The sequence below is a fragment of the Nocardioides cavernaquae genome (genome assembly GCF_003600895.1).
Taxonomy (GTDB): Bacteria; Actinomycetota; Actinomycetes; order Propionibacteriales; family Nocardioidaceae; genus Nocardioides; species Nocardioides cavernaquae.
On the sequence record NZ_QYRP01000002.1, the window covers coordinates 261,666 to 281,676 of the forward strand.

Below are 20,011 nucleotides of genomic sequence, written 5' to 3' on the forward strand. Positions count from 1 at the left end.
GGCGCCGGAAAAGAAGGTGTGCGTCGGGTCAGCCGGCTACTCGCGCAGCGATCGCGTCGCCGACCTCGGAGGTACGACGCGGCGCGCCGTCGCGCTCGTTGAGGTCCGCGATGATGGCCGCGTCGACAGCAGCTGCCGCCTCGGCGTAGCCCAGGTGGTCGAGCATGAGCGCGACCGAGCCGATGGCGGCGGTGGGGTCGGCCTTCTGCTGGCCGGCGATGTCCGGAGCCGAGCCGTGGACGGGCTCGAACATGGACGGCGTGGTGCGGTCGGGGTTCACGTTGCCCGACGCGGCCAGGCCGATGCCACCGGTGACGGCGGCGGCGAGGTCGGTGATGATGTCGCCGAAGAGGTTGTCGGTGACGATCACGTCGAACTGCGACGGGTTCGCGACGAGGTGGATCATCATGGCGTCGACGTGCTGGTAGTCGACGGCGACGTCGGGGAACTCGGCGCCGACCTCGGCCACGAGGCGGGTCCAGATCTTGCCCGCGTTGACGATGACGTTGGTCTTGTGGACCAGCGTGAGCTTCTTGCGGCGCTTCTGCGCGCGGGCGAAGGCGTCGCGGACGACGCGCTCGACACCGAACGCGGTGTTGAGGCTGACCTCGGTGGCGACCTCGGCCGGGGTGCCGACGCGGATCGAGCCACCGTTGCCGGTGTAGGGGCCCTCGGTGCCCTCGCGGACGACGACGAAGTCGATGTCGCCCGCCCCTTCACCCTGATACCGGGCCAGCGGCGAGGCAGCACCGGGGAAGAGCTTCGACGGACGCAGGTTCACGTAGTGGTCGAGCTCGAAGCGGAGCTTGAGCAGCAGGCCGCGCTCGAGGATGCCCGGGGGCAGGTTCGGGTCGCCCGGCTTGCCGCCGACCGCGCCGAGCAGGATGGCGTCCTGGGCACGGATCTCGGCCAGCACGGAGTCCGGAAGGACCTCACCGGTCGCCAGGTAGCGCTCGGCGCCCAGGTCGTACTGGGTCTGCTCGAACTTCACGTCGGCACCGATCGCGGGCCCGGCGGCAGCCAGGACCTTGAGGGCTTCGGGGACGACTTCCTGGCCGATACCGTCTCCGGGGATCACGGCGAGCTTGATGCTGGTCATGACAGGGAAATCTAGTTGTCCTCGGGCAGTTGGCCTGCCGTGTCTCGCAGGTCAAGCGCCTGCGCGACGGCCTCGAAGGAGGCGGGGTTCTCCGGGTTGTGGTTGGCCGGGCCCCAGAAGGTGATGTTGTTCATGGCGGATGCTCTTTCGGATGCGAAGGTCTGCTTGATGAGAGAAGGAAGACCGCGCAACGCCGAACACCGCGACGAGGTGGCCTTCCTGGATCAGGCCCCGCCGCGGCAATCGATGAGTACGAACACCATCCGCATAGTGTGAAGAATCCTACGGTTTGTTACGGCCGTGTGTCCTCACTTTCACGAAGACGGCTCAGGATCTGAGATCGCTCCCCCGCTGGCGAGCCCGGCCGAGAGACTCGAGCACATGAGCGCTCCGCCGGATCTGCCCGAGATCGTCGCCCGGGCGTTCGACGTGTCACGCCGCGCTGGATACGTCTCCTTCTGCCGCAACGAGACCGGTCGTCTGCTCGCAGCCCTCGCCGCCACCCGTGGCGGCGTACTCGCCGAGTTCGGCACCGGATGCGGCGTCGGCACCGCCTGGCTGCGCAGCGGGGTCCGCAACGGCGCAATGATCCTGACCGCCGAGCTCGACCCCCGGCTTGCCGAGGCGGCCCAGGAGATCTTCGTCGACGACCCGCAGGTCGAGGTGCTCGCCGCCGACTGGTCCACCCTGCGCGACAAGGGTCCGTTCTCGCTGCTCTTCCTCGACTCGGGCACGCCCGCCGAGGTCGGCGCGGACTCGATCGCAGACCTGGTCGAGCCGGGTGGCATCGTCGTCCTCGATGACTTCGTGCCCTGCGCCGGCTGGCCGCCGGTGACCGACGGCCGCGTGGACATCCTGCGCGAGGACTGGCTCACGGACGAGCGGTTCACCACCGTCGAGGTGATGGTCGCGCCCGACGCGTCCGCCCTCATCGCCACCCGGCGCTAGACCCACCCCGCCGCACCCCGCCGCGGGCTCAGCGACTGCGGTCGTACGCCGACTCGGCGTGGCTGCGCGGCAGCAGGTGGTCCGGGCGAGATCCGTAGCCATCGGAGCGGACCAGCCGGAACAGGTCCCGGACGAGCAGGCACAGGGCGACGGCTCCGACGAGCACGACCAGCGCGCCCGCGAAGGTCATGACGACTCCCCCGGCTCCGGGAGCGTGTCCAGCCGGACCACGCAGAGAGGCAGGAAGAGCTGCACCAGGGGGCCGATCGCCACGGCGTAGAGCAGCGTGCCGAGGCCGACCTGGCCACCGAGGGCGAAACCGACCGCGAGCACGGTGAGCTCGAGCGTCGTGCGGACCAGCCGGATCGAGAGGCCGGTCCGTCGCACGAGGCCGGTCATCAGGCCGTCGCGCGGTCCGGGGCCGAGCTGCGCGCCGATGTAGAGAGCACCGGCCAGGCCGTTGACCACGATCCCACCGACCAGGAGTGCGAGCCGCGCCTCCATGCCGTCCGGGGCGGCGAGCAGCGCCAGCGTGGCATCCGTGGCGAGCCCGATCAGGACCACGTTGGCGACCGTCCCCAGACCGGGCATCTGAGCCAGCGGCACCCAGAGCAGCAGCACCAGAGCACCCACCACGATCACCACCGTGCCGAAGCTCAGGTCGGCGTGTGCGACCACCCCGGCGTGGAAGACGTCCCACGGGTCGAGCCCGAGCGTGCTCCGGATGACCATGCCCATCGCCGTGCCGTACAGCCAGAGGCCGACGACCAGCTGGACCAGGCGTCGCGGCATCCGGCCCGCGCGGAGCTGCTCGAGCGGCGTGAGGTCGGCAAGGAGCGGCGCAGCAACGACCGGGCCGAGGGTGGGCCTGGTCGGCGACGCGTCCAGCGGAGTCGTGGTCATGTCCTCAAGTTTCGGCGGGATTGGCATTGTTTGAAAGGGCCAATCATGGAACAGTGGACTGCATGACCTCCATCGTGACCGCGTCGCGCATAGCCACTCTGGTGGATGATTTCGATCGCGCCCCCGCATACGCGGGACTCTCCGACGCGCTGCGACTCCTGATCGGCGACGGGCGGATCCCCCTCGGCGCCCGACTCCCGAGCGAGCGTGACCTGACCACGGTGCTCGAGGTCAGCCGGACCACGGTCACCCGTGCCTACGCCGATCTCCGCGACCGCGGTTTCGCCGAGGCCCGCCAGGGTGCCGGCACGTTCACCCGGCTACCCGGCGGGCGGCGCGCGACCATGGACCGCGCGCTCTCGCCACTGCCCGGCACCACTGACCTGATCGACCTGAACTGCGCCGCCTCCAGCGCGCCGCCCGGGATCGCTGCGCTCTACGAGCGAGCGGTGGCCGAGCTCCCGGCGTACCTCTCCGGGCACGGCTACTTCCCCGCAGGCCTGCCCGAGCTGCAGGAGCGCATCGCCGCGACGTACGCCGCCCGCGGACTGCCGACAGACCCGGAGCAGATCCTGGTGACGCCGGGCGCCCTCTCCGCGACCGCCGTCGTCGCCCAGGCCCTGACCACCCCCGGGGACCGCGTGCTCGTCGACAGCCCCGTCTACCCCAACGCGACCAACGCCCTCGCCAGCCGCGGAGCCCGGCTGGTCACCTCGCCCGTCGACCCGGACGGCTTCGACCTGCCGGGGATGGTCGCGACGGTGCGTCAGGGCTCACCGAAGGTGGCCTACCTGCTGCCCGACTTCCAGAACCCGACCGGCCACGTCATGACCGCCGCCCAGCGAGAGGAGTACGCCGCTGCGCTGCAGCGCAGCCGGGTGGTTGCCGTCGTCGACGAAGCACACCAGGGCCTCGCTCTCGACGAGGTGACGATGCCCCCGCCGTTCGCGACCTACCTGCCGGACGTCATCACGGTGGGCAGCGCGAGCAAGCAGTTCTGGGGAGGCCTCCGCCTCGGCTGGATCCGCGCGCCGCGTGAGCGCATCGACGCAATTACCAGCTCCCGGCTCGGGCTCGACCTCGGCGCACCGATCCTCGAGCAGCTGGTGCTCGCGCGCATCCTGGAGGACCCGGACCCCATCGTCACCCCACACAAGGACCGGCTGCGTGCCCAGCGCGACGTGCTCGTCAACGCCCTGCACAAGCACCTGCCCGAGTGGCGGTTCCGGGTCCCGGCGGGCGGGCTCTGCCTCTGGGTCGAGCTCCCTCTACCGCTCTCCTCCGCCCTGGCTGCCGCCGCCGAGCAGCGAGGCGTGGGGCTGGCACCAGGGCCCGTCTTCGCGGTCCACGGCGGACTGGAGCGCTTCATCCGGATCCCCTGGACGCGGCCCGCCGACGAGCTCGAGGCAGCAGTGCGCATCCTTGCCGCGACCTGGGACGAGACGCAGAACGCCGCCCGCGCCAGTGGCGGCGGGCGGCGTCCGGAACGCGTGCGGGTCGTCTGACGGACCCTCGCCGTGGGTCAGTACCAGGTCTTCACGTAGTCGACCGACAGAGTCGCGGGGTACACCGTCGTGTCGGCCAGGGGGTCAACTCCACCCGACTGACCCCAGACGAGCGCGTGGTAGAACGCCTTGTCGAAAGGCTGCGGAGCAACCTGGACGAGCGGCGCCCACGACCGACTGAAGCAGAGCCGGCCGTCGTAGATGAAGTCCATCTTCGTGGCCGACCACTCGACTGCGTACCGATGGAAGGCCCCTGCCAGTCCGGCCGGACAGTCGAACTTCGTGTCGGCCAGGAGCGTGCTTCCCGTGTAGTGCAGCGACGGGTACATCTTGTCGGCGAATGCAGAGAACCATTCGGCGACATCGATCTCACCCGACGCCGGCCAGGCACCGTAGGCATTCTGCTGCGGGTTGAGCCAGTAGCCACCGTGCAGATTGATGCCGGTGTAGATCGGGAGCTTCATCCGTGCCTCGAACCGGCCATAGGTCTGCGAGAACTTGCCCGCAGACGCGACGGCGCCGCCGATGTTCTGGGTCGTGAATCCACCCCACGGGGTCTTGCAGAGGAACGGGTCCTGCCGATTTGCGATCAGGTCAAGCTGTCCATTGCGGACCCGGTAGCCCTTGTCCTTGACGAAACACGTGTCACCCAGGGAAAACCCGATCAGCGAGGTGTCCATCGCCGTCCACTTGGTCGTGTCGAGTGCAGAGCCACTGAAGTTGTCCACGAACGAGCAGGACCAGGTGCCCCCCGATGCCTTGGCCAGCTTCACGCCACAGGCGTCAGTGCTGGCGGCACCGGCGGTGCCGGCCGAGACGACCGGCGTGAAACCCGCGGCGGCGGCGAGAGCAAGGGCGGCGACCCAACGGAGTGGACGACGGGGTGCAGGAGTAGGCAAGGTGTTTTATCCCCCCTCGAAGGCCCTTCGGGCCCGAATGGCATGCGCTGGAAACTATGACTGGCCAGCGAGGCCGCCGTCTACGATTCCGCCCACATCGAAATCACAGGTTTCCAAGAATTCAGCTTTGATCGGGCGGTCCGATCCCGAGAGACGCAGAACGCCGCCCCCGCCAGAGGCAGGAGCGGCGTTCTGAAGGCGTGCGTCAGTCGATCGTTCAGTACCAGCTCTTCACGTAGTCAACGGTCAGGGTCGCCGGGAAGTCCGTCGTATCCGTCGCCGGGTCGACCCCGCCTGCCGCACCCCACGTAAGCGTGTTGTAGAACGCCTTGTCGAACGGCTGAGGAGCGATCTGGACGGTCGGCTCCCACGTGCGGCTGAAGCAGAGTTTGCCGTCGTAGATGAAGTCCATCTTCGTCGACACCCACTCGACCGAATAGGTGTGGAAGGCGCCCACCCGGCCCGCGGCGCAGTTGAACGCAGTGTCCTTCTGGAGGCTGCTGCCGCTGTAGTGCAGCGAGGGGTACATGTTGTCGGCCCAAGCGGAGAACCACTCGGCGACATCGATCTCACCCGACGCCGGCCAAGCGCCGTACGCCATTTCCTGGGGGTTCAGCCAGTAGCCGCCGTGGAGGCCGGGGCCCGTGTACGCGGGCAGCTTCATGCGCGCCTCGAAACGACCGTAGGCCTGCGAGAACTTGCCAGCAGTCGCAAGGCCGGCGCCGAGGTTCTGCGTCTGGAACGATCCCCCCGGCGTCTTGCACGTGAAGGGCGCCTTCCGGACCGTCGTCATCTTGAGTTGACCCTGGCTGAGCTTCAGGCCCTGACCCTTGATGAAGCAGGTGTCACCCAGGTAGAAGCCGTAGGTGGCCGTGTCCATCACGGTCCACTTCTTCGTGTCGAGGGCGGTGCCACTGAAGTTGTCGACGAAGGAACAGGTCCACGTGCCACCCGAGGCCTTGGCCAGCTTCACGCCACAGGCGTCAGTGCTGGCAGCATCGGCGGTGGTGACAGAGAGCACCGGGGTGAAGCCCGCGGTGGCCGTAAGTGCAAGTGCAGCGATCCAACGAACCGGGCGACGGCGCGCAGAAGCAAGCATGATGAATCTCCCTCTCGGGGGCTCGCATGAGCCCCTCTCCCAATCTGGGAGTCTACGAAGCATTGGATAGGACTTGTATCGGCCAGGCCCCGTGATTTCTCTGGCCAATTCGGACAAGCCTGTAGTCACCATTGACTACCCTCGGTGCCCACCCGAATGACACGCGGAATGACTATTGCGGCTCACTGAACCCCGTGTCAGTGAGACCAGTCACATTCAGAACCACTACTTTCCAGAGATGTGTGTCACCTTTTCCGGAATGTCGGTTTGAGTTACGCACTAGTAACGACTCCACCCCGCTCGCATGACGCGAACGGGGTGGAAATGTCGGTGTTGCCTGGGTCACATGGACCCAGCTCTCACTCGGTCAGGTCGACGGCGCGCACGCTCTCAGCCTTGATCTGGCTCTCGATCTCGGCGAGGGTCTCGGCCGGGATGGCCGAGTCGACGGAGATCGCGACCAGGGCCTGGCCGCCCTGCGCGTCGCGGGCCACCTGCATGCCCGCAATGTTCACGCCGGCCTCGCCCAGGATGCTGCCGAGGGTGCCGACCATGCCGGGACGGTCCTCGTAGCGGAAGAACGCAAGGTGCTCCGTCGGCTCGACGTCGATGTCGAAGCCGTTGACCTCGACGAGGCGCTCGCGCTGGTTGATGCCGACCAGCGTGCCGGAGACCGACACCTGCGAACCGTCGGCGAGCGTGCCGCGGATCGTGATCAGGTTGCGGTGGTCGGGGCTCTCGGAATCCGCGACCAGGCGGACCGCGGTGCCGCGCTCGGCGGCGAGCAGCGGGGCGTTCACGTAGGAGACCTGGTCCTCGACGACGTCCGCGAAGACGCCCTTGAGAGCAGCGAGCTCGAGCACCTTGACGTCGAACTCGGTGATCTCACCACGGACCTCGACATCGATCTGCTGGGCAACCTCACCGGCCAGCGCGGTGAACACACGGCCGAGCTTCTCGGTGAGCGGGATGCCCGGACGGACTTCCTCCGCGATCACGCCACCCTGGACGTTGACCGCGTCGGGAACCAGCTCGCCGGCGAGGGCCAGTCGGACCGACTTCGCCACGGCGATGCCGGCCTTCTCCTGGGCCTCGTCCGTCGACGCACCGAGGTGCGGCGTCGCGACGACGTTGTCCAGCGTGAAGAGCGGGCTGTCGGTGCAGGGCTCCTTGGCGAAGACGTCGAGACCGGCGGCCGCGATGCGGCCCTCCTTGAGCGCGTCGAACAGCGCGGCCTCATCGACGATGCCACCACGAGCGGCGTTGACCAGCACGAGGGACGGCTTGGCCTTGGACAGCGCGTCGACACCGATCAGGCCGACCGTCTCAGGCGTCTTGGGCAGGTGGACCGAGATGAAGTCGGCCTCGGCCATGAGGGTGTCGAGGTCGACCAGGCGGACGCCCATCTGCGCGGCGCGACCGGCCTGCACGTAGGGGTCGTAGGCGATGACCTTCATGCCGAACGCGGAGAGGCGCTGCGCGACGAGGACGCCGATGCGGCCGAGGCCGACGATCGCGGCGGTCTTCTCGTAGAGCTCGATGCCGGAGTACTGCGAACGGGCCCACTTGCCGTCCTTGAGCGCGGCGTGGGCGGGGCTCACGTTGCGGGCCGCGGCGAGCATCAGCGCAACGGCGAGCTCGGCGGCGGAGACGATGTTGGACGTCGGGGCGTTGACGACCATGACACCACGCTCGGTGGCGGCCTTCACGTCGACGTTGTCGAGGCCGACGCCGGCACGGGCGACGACCTTCAGCTTCGACGCGGCGGCCAGGGCCTCGGCGTCGACCTTGGTCGCGGAACGGACCAGGATGGCGTCGACGTCGGCGATGGCCGGCAGCAGCTCGGCGCGGTCGGCGCCGTTGCAGTGGCGGATCTCGAAGTCAGGACCAAGCGCCTCGACAGTGGCGGGGCTCAGCTCTTCGGCGATGAGGACAACGGGCTTGCTCACAGCGATTCCCTCGTTGGTTGCGAGTGTGTTCAGGACCCTGCGCGCGAACGGCGCGGAGGAAGTCGTGCACGACGCTGTGCCCTGCGTGAACTGTACCGGACCTGTGCCAATGCACTCGGGCCGTCCCGCGGGGACGACCCACCCGGTTCACCCGCGATTTCACCCGGGCGTGGGGTACCAGTACGGCAAGTCAGCCGGGACCTCCGGGAACAGCTCCGCGTAGTGCTCGGGATCCTTGCGGACCAGGCTGGAGCGGTGCGGCAGGTGGAAGGCCTCGTCGCCCAACCACGACGGCAACAGCCCGAGCTCACGCAGCTCGTCCTGGGTCCGCACGTGCCGGACCCCCGCGGTCGCGAGATCTGCCGCAATCGTGTCGCGACAGGTGTCCTTGCGGCCCGCCTCCGTCCAGACGTCGCACACCGTGAACGAGTAGCAGCCCAACGCCTCCAGGTGGCCCTGCCACATCTTCACCGCGGGGTGGTGCCGCCATGCGTAGTCCGGAACCGTCAGGCCACGCACGATCTGGATGCACTCGACCCGCTGCTTCCCCAGACGCCGTTGGTCCAGGGCACGCGCGCTCGCCTCAAAGTCGGCGTACGGAAGGAAGGTCTGCATGACCCAAGGTTCGCAGCCAACGCCTGAACGGATGGCCCCGGATCGTGCTGCCGTCAGCTCCGGGTCAGATCGCGCAGCCGTCGGGACCGCAGGCGTCACCGTCGCCCAGGATCTCGAGCCTCGGGTGTGCGTCAGCCCAGGCCCGGTCGAGCACCTGACGCAGCACGCCGGCAGGCTGCGCGCCGGAGACGCCGTACTTCCCGTCGATGACGGCGAAGGGGACACCGGTCGCTCCATAGGCGCCAGCGCGCTGCTGGTCGGCGTACACCTCGTCGAGGTACGTCGATGAGCCGAGCACGTCGTCGACGCGACCCGCGTCGAGCCCGACCGTCGCGGCGAGCTTGCGCAGCACGCCGTGGTCGGCGACGTTCTCCGCGCGCTCGAAGTACGACGCGAAGAGCTCCTCCTTGAGCGCACCCTGGAGGCGCGTGCCGCCCTCCTCCAGCGCCAGGTGCAGCAGGCGGTGGGCGTCGACGGTGCCGACCCGCAGCGACGCGTGGTGGCGCCAGATCATGCCCTCCTCAGCCGCGACGGCCTCGACGCGGTCGATCATCTGGCGACCCGCGGCCTCTCCCCCGCCGTACTTGCGGCCGAGGGCCTGCGCGACGGTCTCGACGGGGACACTCGGCGCACCCGGGTCGAGCTGGAACGAGTGCCACTCGACCTCGACGTCGTGCGGGAAGTCGGCCAGTGCCTTCTCGACACGGCGCTTGCCGATGTAGCACCAGGGGCAGACGACGTCGGACCAGATCTCGATCTTCATGGTCACCCGAACAAGGTGACGCGTCCTCTTGTTCCCGGCACAGGAAAGCGGCCTGGTCAGGCGCCGGCGCGGTAGAGCACCCACTGGTTCTGCATGCGGGTGCGCTGGCCGTTGGTGAACTCGAACATGCAGGCGTCGTCGGAGTAGTCCATGAAGTTGTGGACCGGGTCCAGGCCGGCATCGCGCCGACAGGTGTCGCGGTTGGCAGGGCACCCGTAGGCCGGGGACTTCTCGGCTGCCGTGTCGGCAACCTGGTCGCCCGAGCCACCGCAGCCGCCCTGGAACGTGTGGTAAAGCCCAGTCCAGTGGCCCACCTCGTGGGTTGCGGTGTCACCCAGGTTGTAGGGCGCCGCGGTGCCACCGGGAAGGCTCGCGTTGAGGACGACCACGCCGTCCATCGCGAGGTCGTTGCCGCTGGGGAACGTCGCCCAGCCGAGCAGGCCACCGCCGATGTTGGCGATGTAGATGTTCAGGTCGTCCTTGGTGCCGCGGTGGAGCGCGGTCTTCATCTGCCGCTCCGCCGTGGTGCCGTAGCCGACGGTGTACCAGGAGGCGTTGTTCGTGTAGTCCGTCGCGACGAGGTTGAAGCTCAGGCCGCTGCCGGCGTAGGCGTTGTTGAGGACCGTCATCTGCTGCGCGATCCGGGTGCTCGACACGTTGCCCGCGGTGCCGTTGGTGATGACGTGCACGTAGGTCGGCACGACCGTCGAGGTGAACGCGGCCGCCGAGGACCCGGTCACCAGTGCGCCACCGGAGCCCTTGGTCAGGCCCTTCGCCGCCGCGCGGGCGCTCGACGACTTCTCGTACGCCGCGACCTGGGCCTCGGTGAGCTCGTGGATGTCCTTGGCGTGACCGTGTGCCGAGCGGCCGGAAACGGCCGAGTGGTCCACACACTCTGCCGGCGACGCCATCGGCGCATTGGCAGCCGAAACGGTGGCTCCGAGGTTGAGCGCGGTCACGACGAGGACCGCGGGCAGGGCAAGGACACGGTGACGCAGACGCATGGAAGCCTCCGGTGACAGCCCCGGCCGAGCGTCGGAGCGCAGAAGACCACGCTAGCCCGGGCCAGACCCCAGTGACCACCCCAGACAGCGGACTATCGCGGCCGCATGATCCCCTTCCCCTGACCCATCCCTGAGCCGGCTGAGGGTCGGGTCAGGGTCAGGTGCGGGGATCTGCCCGACGCGATCGCCCCGCAGCCGGCGGCAGAGTCAGCGACATGATCTCTGTTGACTCGCTCACCAAGAAGTACGGCTCCATGACCGCCGTACACGACGTGTCGTTCACCGCCGCTCCCGGGCGCGTGACCGGCTTCCTGGGCCCGAACGGCGCCGGGAAGTCCACGACCATGCGCATGATGGTCGGCCTGACCGATCCCACCTCGGGCACCACCCACATCCTCGGCCGGCGGTTCGCCGAGCTGCCCAACCCTGGCCGCGAGGTCGGCGTACTGCTGGACGCGTCTGCCCAGCACGCGGGCCGCAGCGGTCGGGAGATCCTTGCCATCGCGGCCCACAGCATGGGGCTCCCGCGAGGCCGGGTCGAGGCCATGCTCGACCGGGTCAGCCTGACCGAGGACGAGGCCGGGCGGCGGGTACGGAACTACTCACTCGGCATGCGGCAGCGGCTCGGGATCGCGGCGGCACTGCTCGGCGACCCCGAGGTGCTGGTCCTCGACGAGCCGGCCAATGGTCTCGACCCGGCCGGCATCCGCTGGATGCGCGACCTGCTGCGCGACTTCGCCGACCAGGGCGGCACCGTCCTGCTCAGCTCGCACCTCCTGCACGAGATCGAGGTCATCGCCGACGACATCGTCGTGATCGGCAACGGCCGCATCGTCGCGCAGGGCACGAAGGACGACCTGCTCGCTGCGGGCGGCTCGCTGGTGCGCGCCGAAGACGTCCCCGCGTTGTCGCGTGCCCTCACCGCTGCTGGCCTGACCGTCCACCCGGACCACGAGGGGGCACTCCGGGTCGAAGCCGACCTCGCGACGATCGGTCGCGCTGCCCTCGACGCCCGCATCGCCCTCACCGAGCTCCGCGCCGCGGACGGTGCCCGCCTCGAGGAGATGTTCCTCGAGCTCACCGCCGCAACGCAGCGTGACCAGCTGGGCGACCAGCTGGGCGACCAGCTCGGCGACTCCCTGGAAGGAACCGCAGCATGAGCACCACGTCCGTCGCCCTCGACCAGGTCGAGGCCGCACCCGCACGCCCCGCCCGCACGACGCCTGCGCCGATCCCGTTCACCCGCGTGCTCTCGGTCGAGCTGCGCAAGATGTTCGACACGCGCTCCGGCTTCTGGCTGATGGCAAGCATCGTGATCGCCTCGGTGATCGCCACCGCGCTCACGTTGATCCTGGGCAACCGGGACGACCTGACCTTCGACTCGTTCGCCGCAGCTGTCGGCAGTCCCATGTCGATCGTGCTGCCGATCATCGGCGTACTCGCGGTCACCAGCGAGTGGAGCCAGCGCACGGCCCTCACCACGTTCACCCTCATGCCGAGCCGGCGCCGGGTGATCGCCGGCAAGGCGGTCAACGTGCTCGCGATCGGCGCCGTGTCGATGCTTCTCGCGCTGGCGATCGGCGCGCTCGGCAACCTGGTCACCTCCCTGATCACCGGCAACGAGGCGGTGTGGGACATCACCGCGGGCACCTTCGCGCAGATCGTCCTCGCCAACGAGATGGGCATGATGCTCGGCTTCGCGCTCGGGTTGCTCTTCCGCAACTCCCCCGCTGCCGTGGTCGGCTACTTCGTCGTGAACCTGGTCCTGCCCGGGCTGTCCCAGGCGCTCGCCTCGTCGCAGCAGTGGTGGGCCGACAACGCCGGCTGGTTCGACCTGAACCAGACCCGTTTCCTGCTCTTCGACGACACCCTCACCGCCCATGAGTGGACCCAGCTCGGCGTGACCAGCCTGATCTGGATCGCGCTCCCCCTGCTGGTCGGCCTCCGCCTCGTCCTGAAATCCGAGGTCAAGTAGGTCCGATAGTCCCTAACGAAAAGCGCCTCACTTCTGCCGGATGAGGCGCTTTTCGTTAGGGACTACCCCGAAATGGGCGACGCCCCCGAAACCCTTGCGGGTCTCGGGGGCGTCGTACGTCGTGCGTCAGATCAGCGAGCGGCCTGACCCTCGGTGTAGTCCGCGTCCTGCTGCTTCCACGAGAAGAGGCCACGGAGCTTGCGGCCGGTCTCCTCGATCGGGTGCGCGGCACCCTTGGCGCGGAGCTCGAGGAACTCCGGAGCGCCGGCGTCCTGGTCGTCGATGAAGCGCTTCGCGAAGGCACCCGACTGGATGTCCGCGAGGACGGCCTTCATGTTGTCCTTGACGCGCGGGTCGATGACACGCGGGCCGGAGACGTAGTCGCCGTACTCGGCAGTGTCGGAGACCGACCAGCGCTGCTTGGCGATGCCGCCCTCCCACATGAGGTCCACGATGAGCTTGAGCTCGTGCAGGCACTCGAAGTAGGCGACCTCCGGCTGGTAGCCGGCCTCGGTCAGGGTCTCGAAGCCGTACTGGACGAGCTGCGAGACGCCACCGCACAGGACCGCCTGCTCACCGAACAGGTCGGTCTCGGTCTCCTCGGTGAAGGTGGTCATGATGACGCCCGCGCGGGTGCCACCGATCGCCTTGGCGTAGGACTTCGCGAGGTCGAGCGCGGTGCCGGAGGCGTCCTGCTCGACGGCGATGATGTCCGGGATGCCGCGGCCGTCGACGTACTCACGACGGACGGTGTGACCCGGAGCCTTGGGGGCAACCATGATCACGTCGACGCCCTCGGGCGCCTGGATGTAGCCGAAGCGGATGTTGAAGCCGTGGCCGAAGACCAGGGTGTCGCCCTCGGTCAGGTGCGGGGCGATGTCCTCGGCGTAGATCTTCCGCTGGTGCTGGTCGGGAGCGAGGATGACGATGACGTCGGCCTCCTCCACGGCCTCGGCGACCGTCAGGACCTTGAGGCCCTCGGCCTCGGCCTTGGCGATGGACTTGGAGTCCGCCTTCAGGCCGACACGGACGTCGACACCGGAGTCGCGCAGGTTCAGCGCGTGGGCGTGGCCCTGGCTGCCGTAACCGATCACGGCGACGTTCTTGCCCTGGATCAGGGTCAGGTCAGCGTCGTCGTCGTAGAACATCTCAGCCACGATGGGCTCTCCTTCTGGTGGGGTTTCTTCGCAAGAGTTGGTCAGTGGCCGTCAGGCAGTGCCAGCCGGGGTCAGCCGGCCGCGGGCGGCGGGGTGGGTACGGCGACCGGGCGCAGGGTCCGCTCGCTGATGGAACGAGGACCGCGGCCGATGGCCACCATCCCGGACTGCACGAGCTCCCGGACCCCGAAGGGCTCGATCACGCGCAGGAAGTCGGAGAGCTTGTCGGTGTTGCCGGTGATCTCGATGGTCACCGCGTCGGGCGCGATGTCGACGACCTTGGCGTTGAAGAGCTGGACCACGTCGAGGACCTGGCCACGGCTGTCGGCGTCGGCGCGGACCTTGACCAGCAGCAGCTCACGGTTGACCGACGAGGTGCCGTCGAGCTCGACGATCTTGATCACCTCGACCAGCTTGTTGAGCTGCTTGGTGACCTGCTCGAGGGGGCTCTGGTCGACGTTGACCACGATGGTCATGCGGGAGACCTCGGGGTGCTCGGTCGGGCCCACGGCCAGGCTGTCGATGTTGAAGCCGCGACGGCTGAACAGGCCGGCGATGCGCGCGAGCACGCCGGGCTTGTTCTCGACGAGGACGCTCAGGGTGTGACGGCTCACAGGTCGTTCTCCTCGAACTGGGGCGCCAGGTCCCGGGCGTACTTGATGTCGTCGTTGCTCGTGCCCGAGGCGACCATCGGCCACACCATCGCGTCGCGATGCACGCGGAAGTCGACGACGACCGGCTGGTCGTTGATCGACATCGCCTTCTCGATGGTGGCGTCCACGTCGGCCGGGTTGTCGCACGACAGGCCCGCGCAGCCGTAGGCATCAGCCAGCTTCACGAAGTCGGGGATCCGCTTGGAGTGCAGGTCAGTGTTGGAGTAGCGCTCGTTGTAGAAGAGCGTCTGCCACTGGCGCACCATGCCGAGCGACTCGTTGTTGATGATCGCGACCTTGATCGGGATGTCGTTGATCGCGCAGGTGGCCAACTCCTGGTTGGTCATCTGGAAGCAGCCGTCGCCGTCGATCGCCCAGACCACGCGGTCGGGAGCGCCCACCTTGGCGCCCATCGCGGCAGGGACCGCATAGCCCATGGTGCCGAGGCCGCCGGAGTTGAGCCAGGAGTTGGGGCGCTCGAAGCCGAGGTAGTGCGTGGCCCACATCTGGTGCTGGCCGACGCCGGCCGCAAAGATCGACTCCGGTCCGGAGATCTGGCCGATGCGCTCGATGACGTACTGCGGCGAGAGCGAGCCGTCGTTGGGCAGGTCGTAGGAGAGCGGGTACTTGGCCTTGATGCCGGCGACGAACGCGACCCAGGCTTCGTACTCCCCGACCTTGCCCTGGGCGAACTCCGCCTCGAGGGCCACGATCAGGTCGGCGATCACCTCGCGGCAGTCACCCACGATCGGGACGTCCGCGTGGCGGTTCTTGCCGATCTCAGCCGGGTCGATGTCGGCGTGGATGACCTTGGCATGGGGGGCGAAGGAGCTGAGCACGCCGGTGACGCGGTCGTCGAAACGGGCGCCGAGGCTGATGATCAGGTCGGACTTCTGCAGGCCGGCGACGGCAGCGACGGTGCCGTGCATGCCGGGCATGCCGAGGTGCTGGGGGTGACTGTCCGGGAACGCGCCACGCGCCATCAGCGTCGTGACGACCGGGATGCCGGACAGCTCCGCGAGGACGCGCAGCTCACGGGCCGCACGGGAGCGGATGACGCCGCCACCCACGTAGAGGACCGGCCGCTTGGCCTCGAGGATGAGCTTGGTCGCCTCGCGGATCTGCTTGCTGTGCGGGCGGGTCACCGGGCGGTAGCCGGGCAGGTTGAGCTCGGTCGGCCAGTCGAAGGTGGTCATCGCCTGCAGCGCCGACTTGGCGATGTCGACGAGGACCGGGCCGGGGCGACCGGTGGACGCGATGTAGAAGGCCTCTGCGACGCGCTTGGGGATGTCAGCGGGGTCGGTGACCAGGAAGTTGTGCTTGGTGATCGGCATCGTGATGCCGCGGATGTCCGCCTCCTGGAAGGCGTCGGTGCCGATCATGTCGGCGCCGACCTGTCCAGTGATGGCCACCATCGGGACGGAGTCCATGTGGGCGTCGGCGATCGGCGTGACCAGGTTGGTCGCGCCGGGGCCGGAGGTGGCCATGCAGACGCCGACCTTGCCAGTCGCCGCGGCGTACCCCTGGGCAGCGTGGCCCGCACCCTGCTCGTGGCGAACGAGGATGTGGCGGATCTTGCTGTCGAAGAGCGGGTCGTACGCCGGGAGGATGGCACCGCCGGGAATGCCGAAGATGTTCTCGACGCCGGCGTGCTCGAGGGACTTGATCAGGCTCTGTGCACCGGTCACCTGGGCGTGGGACCCAGTTCCAGTACTGCCCTGCTCGCTCATCGGTATGTCCCGTCCATTCAAATGCGGCTGTTCATCGTGTGCCTCACCAACAAAAAACCCCTCGGCCTTGGCGGCTACGAGGGGATGACGCGTGCGCTGTCGGACCGGGGTCCTCAGCTCACGCGTCGCGTGCGTACAAGAGTGCGCATGCGCCTACGTTCGCCGTCAGGGTGACGATGCGTCAAGTCAGTCTCCCAGCGGTCCCAAATCGCGGGACGGCGATCCCACATGCTGGCGTCGGGGACCGCCCTATTCGCTGCGTCCCTCACTGGTGCAGACGCAGACCTTGTTGCCGTCCGCGTCGGCGAGCACCGTGAAGCTCGGGGCGTGCTCGGCCGACACCAGTGTGCCGCCTGCGTCGAGCGCTGCCGCAATCCGCGCCTCGGCGACATCGGCAGGCACGTGGATGTCGGGATGCCAGCGCTGCCGCGGAGCGTCGTGCTCCTCGGCCTCCTGGAACCACAGCGTCGGCAGCGAGCCGCCGAGGTCGCGCACCTCATCTGGCAGGCGCGCGTTGTCCGCACCACCGAGGACCGCCTTCCAGAACGGCCGGATTCGCGCCCAGTCCGCAGTGTCGAGTCCCAGCTCGAGGGTCTGGGTGAGCTCAGGGCGAGGAGTGGCCCCCGCCTCGCGCGCCAGCTCGGAGATGCGCCGCGCGAGCCGCAGGTCACGGTCGGTCACTCCCCCGACGTCGTGGCTGGACAGCTTCACGTTGAGATGGCCGTAGCGCAGGTCGAGGTCGGGATGGTGGTCGAGCTCGTCGGCCACGACACCGATCGCGGCGAGGAGCGTCAACCCCTCGGCGTACGACGGGGTGTCGAAGCGGGCGTGGAGCGCCTGGACAAGAAGGCGCCAGTCGGGAAGTTCGGCCTCGCGTAGCGCGCGGGCGTCGATGTGATCCGCCATGTCTCCACCTTGCACCCGAGGGCAAGTTCCCCGACACCGAATTGTGGCCTGTCGTTTCTTGAATGAATCCAGAAAAGCCGTTACGTTGGATCCCATGACGCCACGACAGCAGGAAGCGCGCGAGCGGCTTGCCGCCGCCGGGCTCCGGGTCACCGCGCCCCGCCTCGTCGTGCTCGACACCCTGGCTGCCAAGCCACGCCACCTGACTGTCGACGAGGTGCGGAGTGCCGCCCTCGGGCAGCTCGAGTCGGTCTCCGTCCAGGCGGTGTACGACGTGCTCGGCGCGCTGACCGACGCCGGGCTCGCCCGTCGCATCGAGACACCGGGCCACCCGGCCCGTTTCGAGGCGCGCGTCGGCGACAACCACCACCACCTGGTGTGCCGTGGCTGTGGCCTCACCGTCGACATCGACTGTGCGACCGGGGCCGCGCCTTGCCTGACCCCCTCCGATCTCCCGACGGGCTTCGTCGTCGACGAGGCCGAGGTCACCTACTGGGGCATGTGCCCCGACTGCACTTCCGCACGCTCCTGAGCCAATCCCCGCCTGACACCACCAACTGAGAGGTCTCCATGTCCCAGTCGACCGAACCGCACACCGACCCGCTCGTCGCCGAAGGTCCCCAGGGATCAGCACAGGGCGACACCCCGTCTGGCTGCCCGGTTGCTCACGGTGGCCGCACGCACCCGACGCAGGGCAGCGCCAACAGCGAGTGGTGGCCCAACAAGCTCAACCTGAAGATCCTGGCGAAGAACCCCGCCGTGGCGAACCCGCTCGGGGAGGACTTCGACTACAAGACCGCGTTCGAGTCGCTCGACCTCGACGCCGTGAAGGCGGACATCGCCGCCGTCCTGACCGACTCCAAGGACTGGTGGCCCGCCGACTTCGGCCACTACGGCCCGTTCATGATCCGCCTGGCCTGGCACGCGGCGGGCACCTACCGCTCGCACGACGGTCGCGGTGGCGCCGGCGCCGGCCAGCAGCGCTTCGCCCCGCTCAACTCCTGGCCTGACAACGGCAATCTCGACAAGGGCCGCCGCCTGCTGTGGCCGGTCAAGAAGAAGTACGGCCAGGCGCTGTCCTGGGCCGACCTCTTCGTCCTCGTCGGCAACGTTGCCCTGGAGTCGATGGGCTTCGAGACCTTCGGCTTCGCCGGCGGCCGCCCCGACGTGTGGGAGTCCGATGAGGACGTCTACTGGGGTCCGGAGAAGGTGTGGCTCGACGACGAGCGCTACACCGGCGACCGTGAGCTCGAGGCACCCCTCGCCGCGGTCCAGATGGGTCTGATCTACGTCAACCCGCAGGGCCCCAACGGCAACCCTGACCCGATCGCCGCTGCGGTTGACATCCGCGAGACGTTCCGCCGCATGGGCATGGACGACGAGGAGACCGTCGCCCTCATCGCCGGTGGCCACACCTTCGGCAAGACCCACGGCGCCGGTCCGGAGTCCTCCGTGGGCCCGGACCCGGAGGCCGCTCCCCTCGAGGACCAGGGCTTCGGCTGGAAGAACTCTTACCGCTCCGGCAAGGGCGCGGACGCGATCACGTCCGGCCTCGAGGTCACCTGGACCCAGACCCCCGCGCAGTGGAGCAACTTCTTCTTCGAGAACCTCTTCGGCTTCGAGTACGAGCTCTCCGAGTCGCCCGCGGGCGCGAAGCAGTGGGTGGCGGTTGGCGCTGACGCGGTCATCCCGGCGCCCGACGCCGGTGGTGCTCCGCGGGTTCCCACCATGCTCACGACCGACCTCTCGCTGCGCTTCGACCCGGCCTACGAGGCGATCTCCCGGCGCTTCCTCGAGGACAACGCCGCTTTCGCGGCCGCGTTCGCCCGCGCCTGGTTCAAGCTGACCCACCGCGACATGGGCCCGAAGGCGCGCTACCTCGGCCCCGAGGTCCCGGCCGAGGACCTGGACTGGCAGGACCCGCTGCCGGCTCCGTCCGCCGCGACCGATGACGCCGCGATCGCGACGGCGCGCGAGCTGATCGCCACGGCCGACCTGAGTGTCGCCGAGCTGGTCTCGACCGCGTGGAAGGCCGCTGCGACGTTCCGCAGCTCCGACAAGCGTGGTGGCGCCAACGGTGGCCGTATCCGCCTCGAGCCGCAGCGCAGCTGGAAGGTCAACCAGCCTGCCGAGCTCGCCTCGGTCATCGAGAAGCTCGAGAAGGTCGCCGACGGCTCGGGTCTCTCGTTCGCCGATGTCGTCGTCCTGGCCGGTGGCGTGGGTGTCGAGCAGGCCGCTGCAGCGGCCGGCGTGCAGGTCACGGTGCCGTTCACGCCGGGCCGTGTCGACGCGACGCAGGAGCAGACCTCCGAGGAGCAGTTCGCCTGGCTCGAGCCGGTGGCCGACGGCTTCCGCAACTACGACAGCGGATTCCTCAAGCTGCCCTCCGAGTACCTCCTGATCGACCGCGCCAACCTGCTCGGCGTCTCCGCGCCGGAGCTGACCGTGCTGGTCGGCGGCCTCCGGGTGCTGGGCAACAACTGGGACCACTCGGCGTACGGCGTCTTCACCGACCGCCCGGGCCAACTGACGAACGACTTCTTCGTCAACCTGACCGAGCTCGGGACCACGTGGACCCCGCTGGACTCCGGTGCACACGCGTTCCGCGGTGACACCGAGTCGGGCAAGACCTGGACCGGCACCCGCGCCGACCTGGTCTTCGGCTCCAACTCCGAGCTGCGTGCGCTGGCCGAGGTCTACGCCTCGGACGACGCCGGCGAGAAGTTCGTGACGGACTTCGTCGCAGCCTGGGTGAAGGTCATGGAGAACGACCGCTTCGACCTGAAGTGAGCTGACTCCCGCTCGT

Annotated in this window: 20 protein-coding genes; 6 read left to right on the forward strand and 14 right to left on the reverse strand. The window is 68.6% G+C overall.

Features of this window, described 5'->3' with window-relative positions:
• Nucleotides 1-28: 28 nt before the first annotated feature.
• Complete coding sequence (locus tag D4739_RS01355) at nt 29-1,099, reverse strand: 3-isopropylmalate dehydrogenase (protein ID WP_120058923.1); 1,071 nt, start codon at nt 1,097-1,099, stop codon at nt 29-31.
• A gap of 11 nt (nt 1,100-1,110) precedes the next feature.
• Entirely contained in the window at nt 1,111-1,233 is a 123-nt protein-coding gene (locus tag D4739_RS17290) for a hypothetical protein (RefSeq protein ID WP_274380455.1), read from the reverse strand.
• Between the two features lie 247 nt (nt 1,234-1,480).
• Here D4739_RS17290 and D4739_RS01360 point away from each other — a divergent pair, with 247 nt between their 5' ends.
• Entirely contained in the window at nt 1,481-2,047 is a 567-nt protein-coding gene (locus D4739_RS01360; RefSeq protein WP_120058924.1) for an O-methyltransferase, read from the forward strand.
• A gap of 28 nt (nt 2,048-2,075) precedes the next feature.
• On the opposite strand, the gene D4739_RS16730 is transcribed toward D4739_RS01360, so the two are convergent.
• Both D4739_RS16730 and yczE read right to left on the reverse strand, forming a co-directional pair.
• Complete coding sequence (locus D4739_RS16730; RefSeq protein WP_182920257.1) at nt 2,076-2,237, reverse strand: hypothetical protein; 162 nt, start codon at nt 2,235-2,237, stop codon at nt 2,076-2,078.
• Nucleotides 2,234-2,950, reverse strand: coding sequence for a membrane protein YczE (yczE, locus tag D4739_RS01365; protein ID WP_120058925.1), 717 nt, complete (start codon nt 2,948-2,950; stop codon nt 2,234-2,236). Before yczE ends, D4739_RS16730 begins: the two co-directional genes overlap by 4 nt.
• Nucleotides 2,951-3,012: 62 nt before the next feature.
• Here yczE and yczR point away from each other — a divergent pair, with 62 nt between their 5' ends.
• On the forward strand, nt 3,013-4,455 hold the full coding sequence (gene yczR / locus D4739_RS01370; RefSeq protein WP_120058926.1) for a MocR-like transcription factor YczR: 1,443 nt from the start codon (nt 3,013-3,015) through the stop codon (nt 4,453-4,455).
• A 17-nt stretch (nt 4,456-4,472) separates the two neighbouring features.
• Here yczR and D4739_RS01375 read toward each other — a convergent pair whose 3' ends face one another.
• The 6 genes from D4739_RS01375 to D4739_RS01400 form a co-directional block, all read right to left on the reverse strand.
• Nucleotides 4,473-5,354, reverse strand: a complete 882-nt coding sequence (locus tag D4739_RS01375; protein WP_147384749.1) for a glycoside hydrolase family 16 protein — start codon at nt 5,352-5,354, stop codon at nt 4,473-4,475.
• Nucleotides 5,355-5,571: 217 nt separating this feature from the next.
• Entirely contained in the window at nt 5,572-6,453 is an 882-nt protein-coding gene (locus tag D4739_RS01380) for a glycoside hydrolase family 16 protein (RefSeq protein WP_182920258.1), read from the reverse strand.
• A gap of 359 nt (nt 6,454-6,812) precedes the next feature.
• Nucleotides 6,813-8,402 carry a phosphoglycerate dehydrogenase gene (gene serA / locus D4739_RS01385; RefSeq protein ID WP_120058929.1) on the reverse strand — a complete coding sequence of 530 codons (1,590 nt, stop codon included), beginning with the start codon at nt 8,400-8,402 and terminating at the stop codon, nt 6,813-6,815.
• 159 nt (nt 8,403-8,561) lie between these two features.
• Nucleotides 8,562-9,017, reverse strand: a complete 456-nt coding sequence (locus tag D4739_RS01390) for an MSMEG_6728 family protein (protein ID WP_120058930.1) — start codon at nt 9,015-9,017, stop codon at nt 8,562-8,564.
• Nucleotides 9,018-9,081: 64 nt separating this feature from the next.
• Complete coding sequence (locus D4739_RS01395) at nt 9,082-9,780, reverse strand: DsbA family oxidoreductase (protein ID WP_120058931.1); 699 nt, start codon at nt 9,778-9,780, stop codon at nt 9,082-9,084.
• 56 nt (nt 9,781-9,836) lie between these two features.
• Nucleotides 9,837-10,784, reverse strand: a complete 948-nt coding sequence (locus tag D4739_RS01400) for a zinc metalloprotease (protein ID WP_120058932.1) — start codon at nt 10,782-10,784, stop codon at nt 9,837-9,839.
• A 215-nt stretch (nt 10,785-10,999) separates the two neighbouring features.
• Between D4739_RS01400 and D4739_RS01405 the strand changes: the two genes are divergently transcribed.
• On the forward strand, nt 11,000-11,944 hold the full coding sequence (locus D4739_RS01405) for an ABC transporter ATP-binding protein (RefSeq protein ID WP_120058933.1): 945 nt from the start codon (nt 11,000-11,002) through the stop codon (nt 11,942-11,944).
• Nucleotides 11,941-12,759 (forward strand): ABC transporter permease, encoded by an 819-nt coding sequence (locus D4739_RS01410; RefSeq protein ID WP_120058934.1) that lies wholly within the window; start codon nt 11,941-11,943, stop codon nt 12,757-12,759. Before D4739_RS01405 ends, D4739_RS01410 begins: the two co-directional genes overlap by 4 nt.
• Nucleotides 12,760-12,890: 131 nt before the next feature.
• Here D4739_RS01410 and ilvC read toward each other — a convergent pair whose 3' ends face one another.
• The 4 genes from ilvC to D4739_RS01430 all read right to left on the reverse strand — a co-directional run bounded on the left by ilvC (nt 12,891) and on the right by D4739_RS01430 (nt 17,205).
• Nucleotides 12,891-13,916, reverse strand: a complete 1,026-nt coding sequence (gene ilvC, locus D4739_RS01415; RefSeq protein ID WP_120058935.1) for a ketol-acid reductoisomerase — start codon at nt 13,914-13,916, stop codon at nt 12,891-12,893.
• Between the two features lie 71 nt (nt 13,917-13,987).
• Entirely contained in the window at nt 13,988-14,530 is a 543-nt protein-coding gene (gene ilvN / locus D4739_RS01420; RefSeq protein WP_120058936.1) for an acetolactate synthase small subunit, read from the reverse strand.
• Nucleotides 14,527-16,299, reverse strand: coding sequence for an acetolactate synthase large subunit (locus D4739_RS01425; protein WP_120058937.1), 1,773 nt, complete (start codon nt 16,297-16,299; stop codon nt 14,527-14,529). The genes ilvN and D4739_RS01425 overlap by 4 nt, the downstream gene beginning before the upstream one ends.
• A 249-nt stretch (nt 16,300-16,548) precedes the next feature.
• Nucleotides 16,549-17,205 carry a 4a-hydroxytetrahydrobiopterin dehydratase gene (locus D4739_RS01430; RefSeq protein ID WP_120058938.1) on the reverse strand — a complete coding sequence of 219 codons (657 nt, stop codon included), beginning with the start codon at nt 17,203-17,205 and terminating at the stop codon, nt 16,549-16,551.
• 94 nt (nt 17,206-17,299) lie between these two features.
• Here D4739_RS01430 and D4739_RS01435 point away from each other — a divergent pair, with 94 nt between their 5' ends.
• Nucleotides 17,300-17,737 carry a Fur family transcriptional regulator gene (locus D4739_RS01435; RefSeq protein WP_120058939.1) on the forward strand — a complete coding sequence of 146 codons (438 nt, stop codon included), beginning with the start codon at nt 17,300-17,302 and terminating at the stop codon, nt 17,735-17,737.
• Nucleotides 17,738-17,775: 38 nt separating this feature from the next.
• Nucleotides 17,776-19,995, forward strand: coding sequence for a catalase/peroxidase HPI (gene katG, locus D4739_RS01440; protein ID WP_120058940.1), 2,220 nt, complete (start codon nt 17,776-17,778; stop codon nt 19,993-19,995).
• Nucleotides 19,996-20,011 lie beyond the last annotated feature (16 nt).

What these genes read in the sequence shown, in the direction of transcription:
- katG (WP_120058940.1), top strand. Translation starts at nt 17,776, where the DNA reads ATGTCCCAGTCGACCGAACCGCACACCGACCCGCTCGTCGCCGAAGGT.
- D4739_RS01380 (WP_182920258.1), bottom strand. Translation starts at nt 6,453, where the DNA reads ATGCTTGCTTCTGCGCGCCGTCGCCCGGTTCGTTGGATCGCTGCACTT.
- D4739_RS01360 (WP_120058924.1), top strand. Translation starts at nt 1,481, where the DNA reads ATGAGCGCTCCGCCGGATCTGCCCGAGATCGTCGCCCGGGCGTTCGAC.
- D4739_RS01355 (WP_120058923.1), bottom strand. Translation starts at nt 1,099, where the DNA reads ATGACCAGCATCAAGCTCGCCGTGATCCCCGGAGACGGTATCGGCCAG.
- D4739_RS01390 (WP_120058930.1), bottom strand. Translation starts at nt 9,017, where the DNA reads ATGCAGACCTTCCTTCCGTACGCCGACTTTGAGGCGAGCGCGCGTGCC.
- D4739_RS01425 (WP_120058937.1), bottom strand. Translation starts at nt 16,299, where the DNA reads ATGAGCGAGCAGGGCAGTACTGGAACTGGGTCCCACGCCCAGGTGACC.
- D4739_RS01430 (WP_120058938.1), bottom strand. Translation starts at nt 17,205, where the DNA reads ATGGCGGATCACATCGACGCCCGCGCGCTACGCGAGGCCGAACTTCCC.
- yczE (WP_120058925.1), bottom strand. Translation starts at nt 2,950, where the DNA reads ATGACCACGACTCCGCTGGACGCGTCGCCGACCAGGCCCACCCTCGGC.
- D4739_RS01395 (WP_120058931.1), bottom strand. Translation starts at nt 9,780, where the DNA reads ATGAAGATCGAGATCTGGTCCGACGTCGTCTGCCCCTGGTGCTACATC.
- D4739_RS01400 (WP_120058932.1), bottom strand. Translation starts at nt 10,784, where the DNA reads ATGCGTCTGCGTCACCGTGTCCTTGCCCTGCCCGCGGTCCTCGTCGTG.
- yczR (WP_120058926.1), top strand. Translation starts at nt 3,013, where the DNA reads ATGACCTCCATCGTGACCGCGTCGCGCATAGCCACTCTGGTGGATGAT.
- D4739_RS01410 (WP_120058934.1), top strand. Translation starts at nt 11,941, where the DNA reads ATGAGCACCACGTCCGTCGCCCTCGACCAGGTCGAGGCCGCACCCGCA.
- D4739_RS17290 (WP_274380455.1), bottom strand. Translation starts at nt 1,233, where the DNA reads ATGAACAACATCACCTTCTGGGGCCCGGCCAACCACAACCCGGAGAAC.
- D4739_RS16730 (WP_182920257.1), bottom strand. Translation starts at nt 2,237, where the DNA reads ATGACCTTCGCGGGCGCGCTGGTCGTGCTCGTCGGAGCCGTCGCCCTG.
- D4739_RS01405 (WP_120058933.1), top strand. Translation starts at nt 11,000, where the DNA reads ATGATCTCTGTTGACTCGCTCACCAAGAAGTACGGCTCCATGACCGCC.
- D4739_RS01435 (WP_120058939.1), top strand. Translation starts at nt 17,300, where the DNA reads ATGACGCCACGACAGCAGGAAGCGCGCGAGCGGCTTGCCGCCGCCGGG.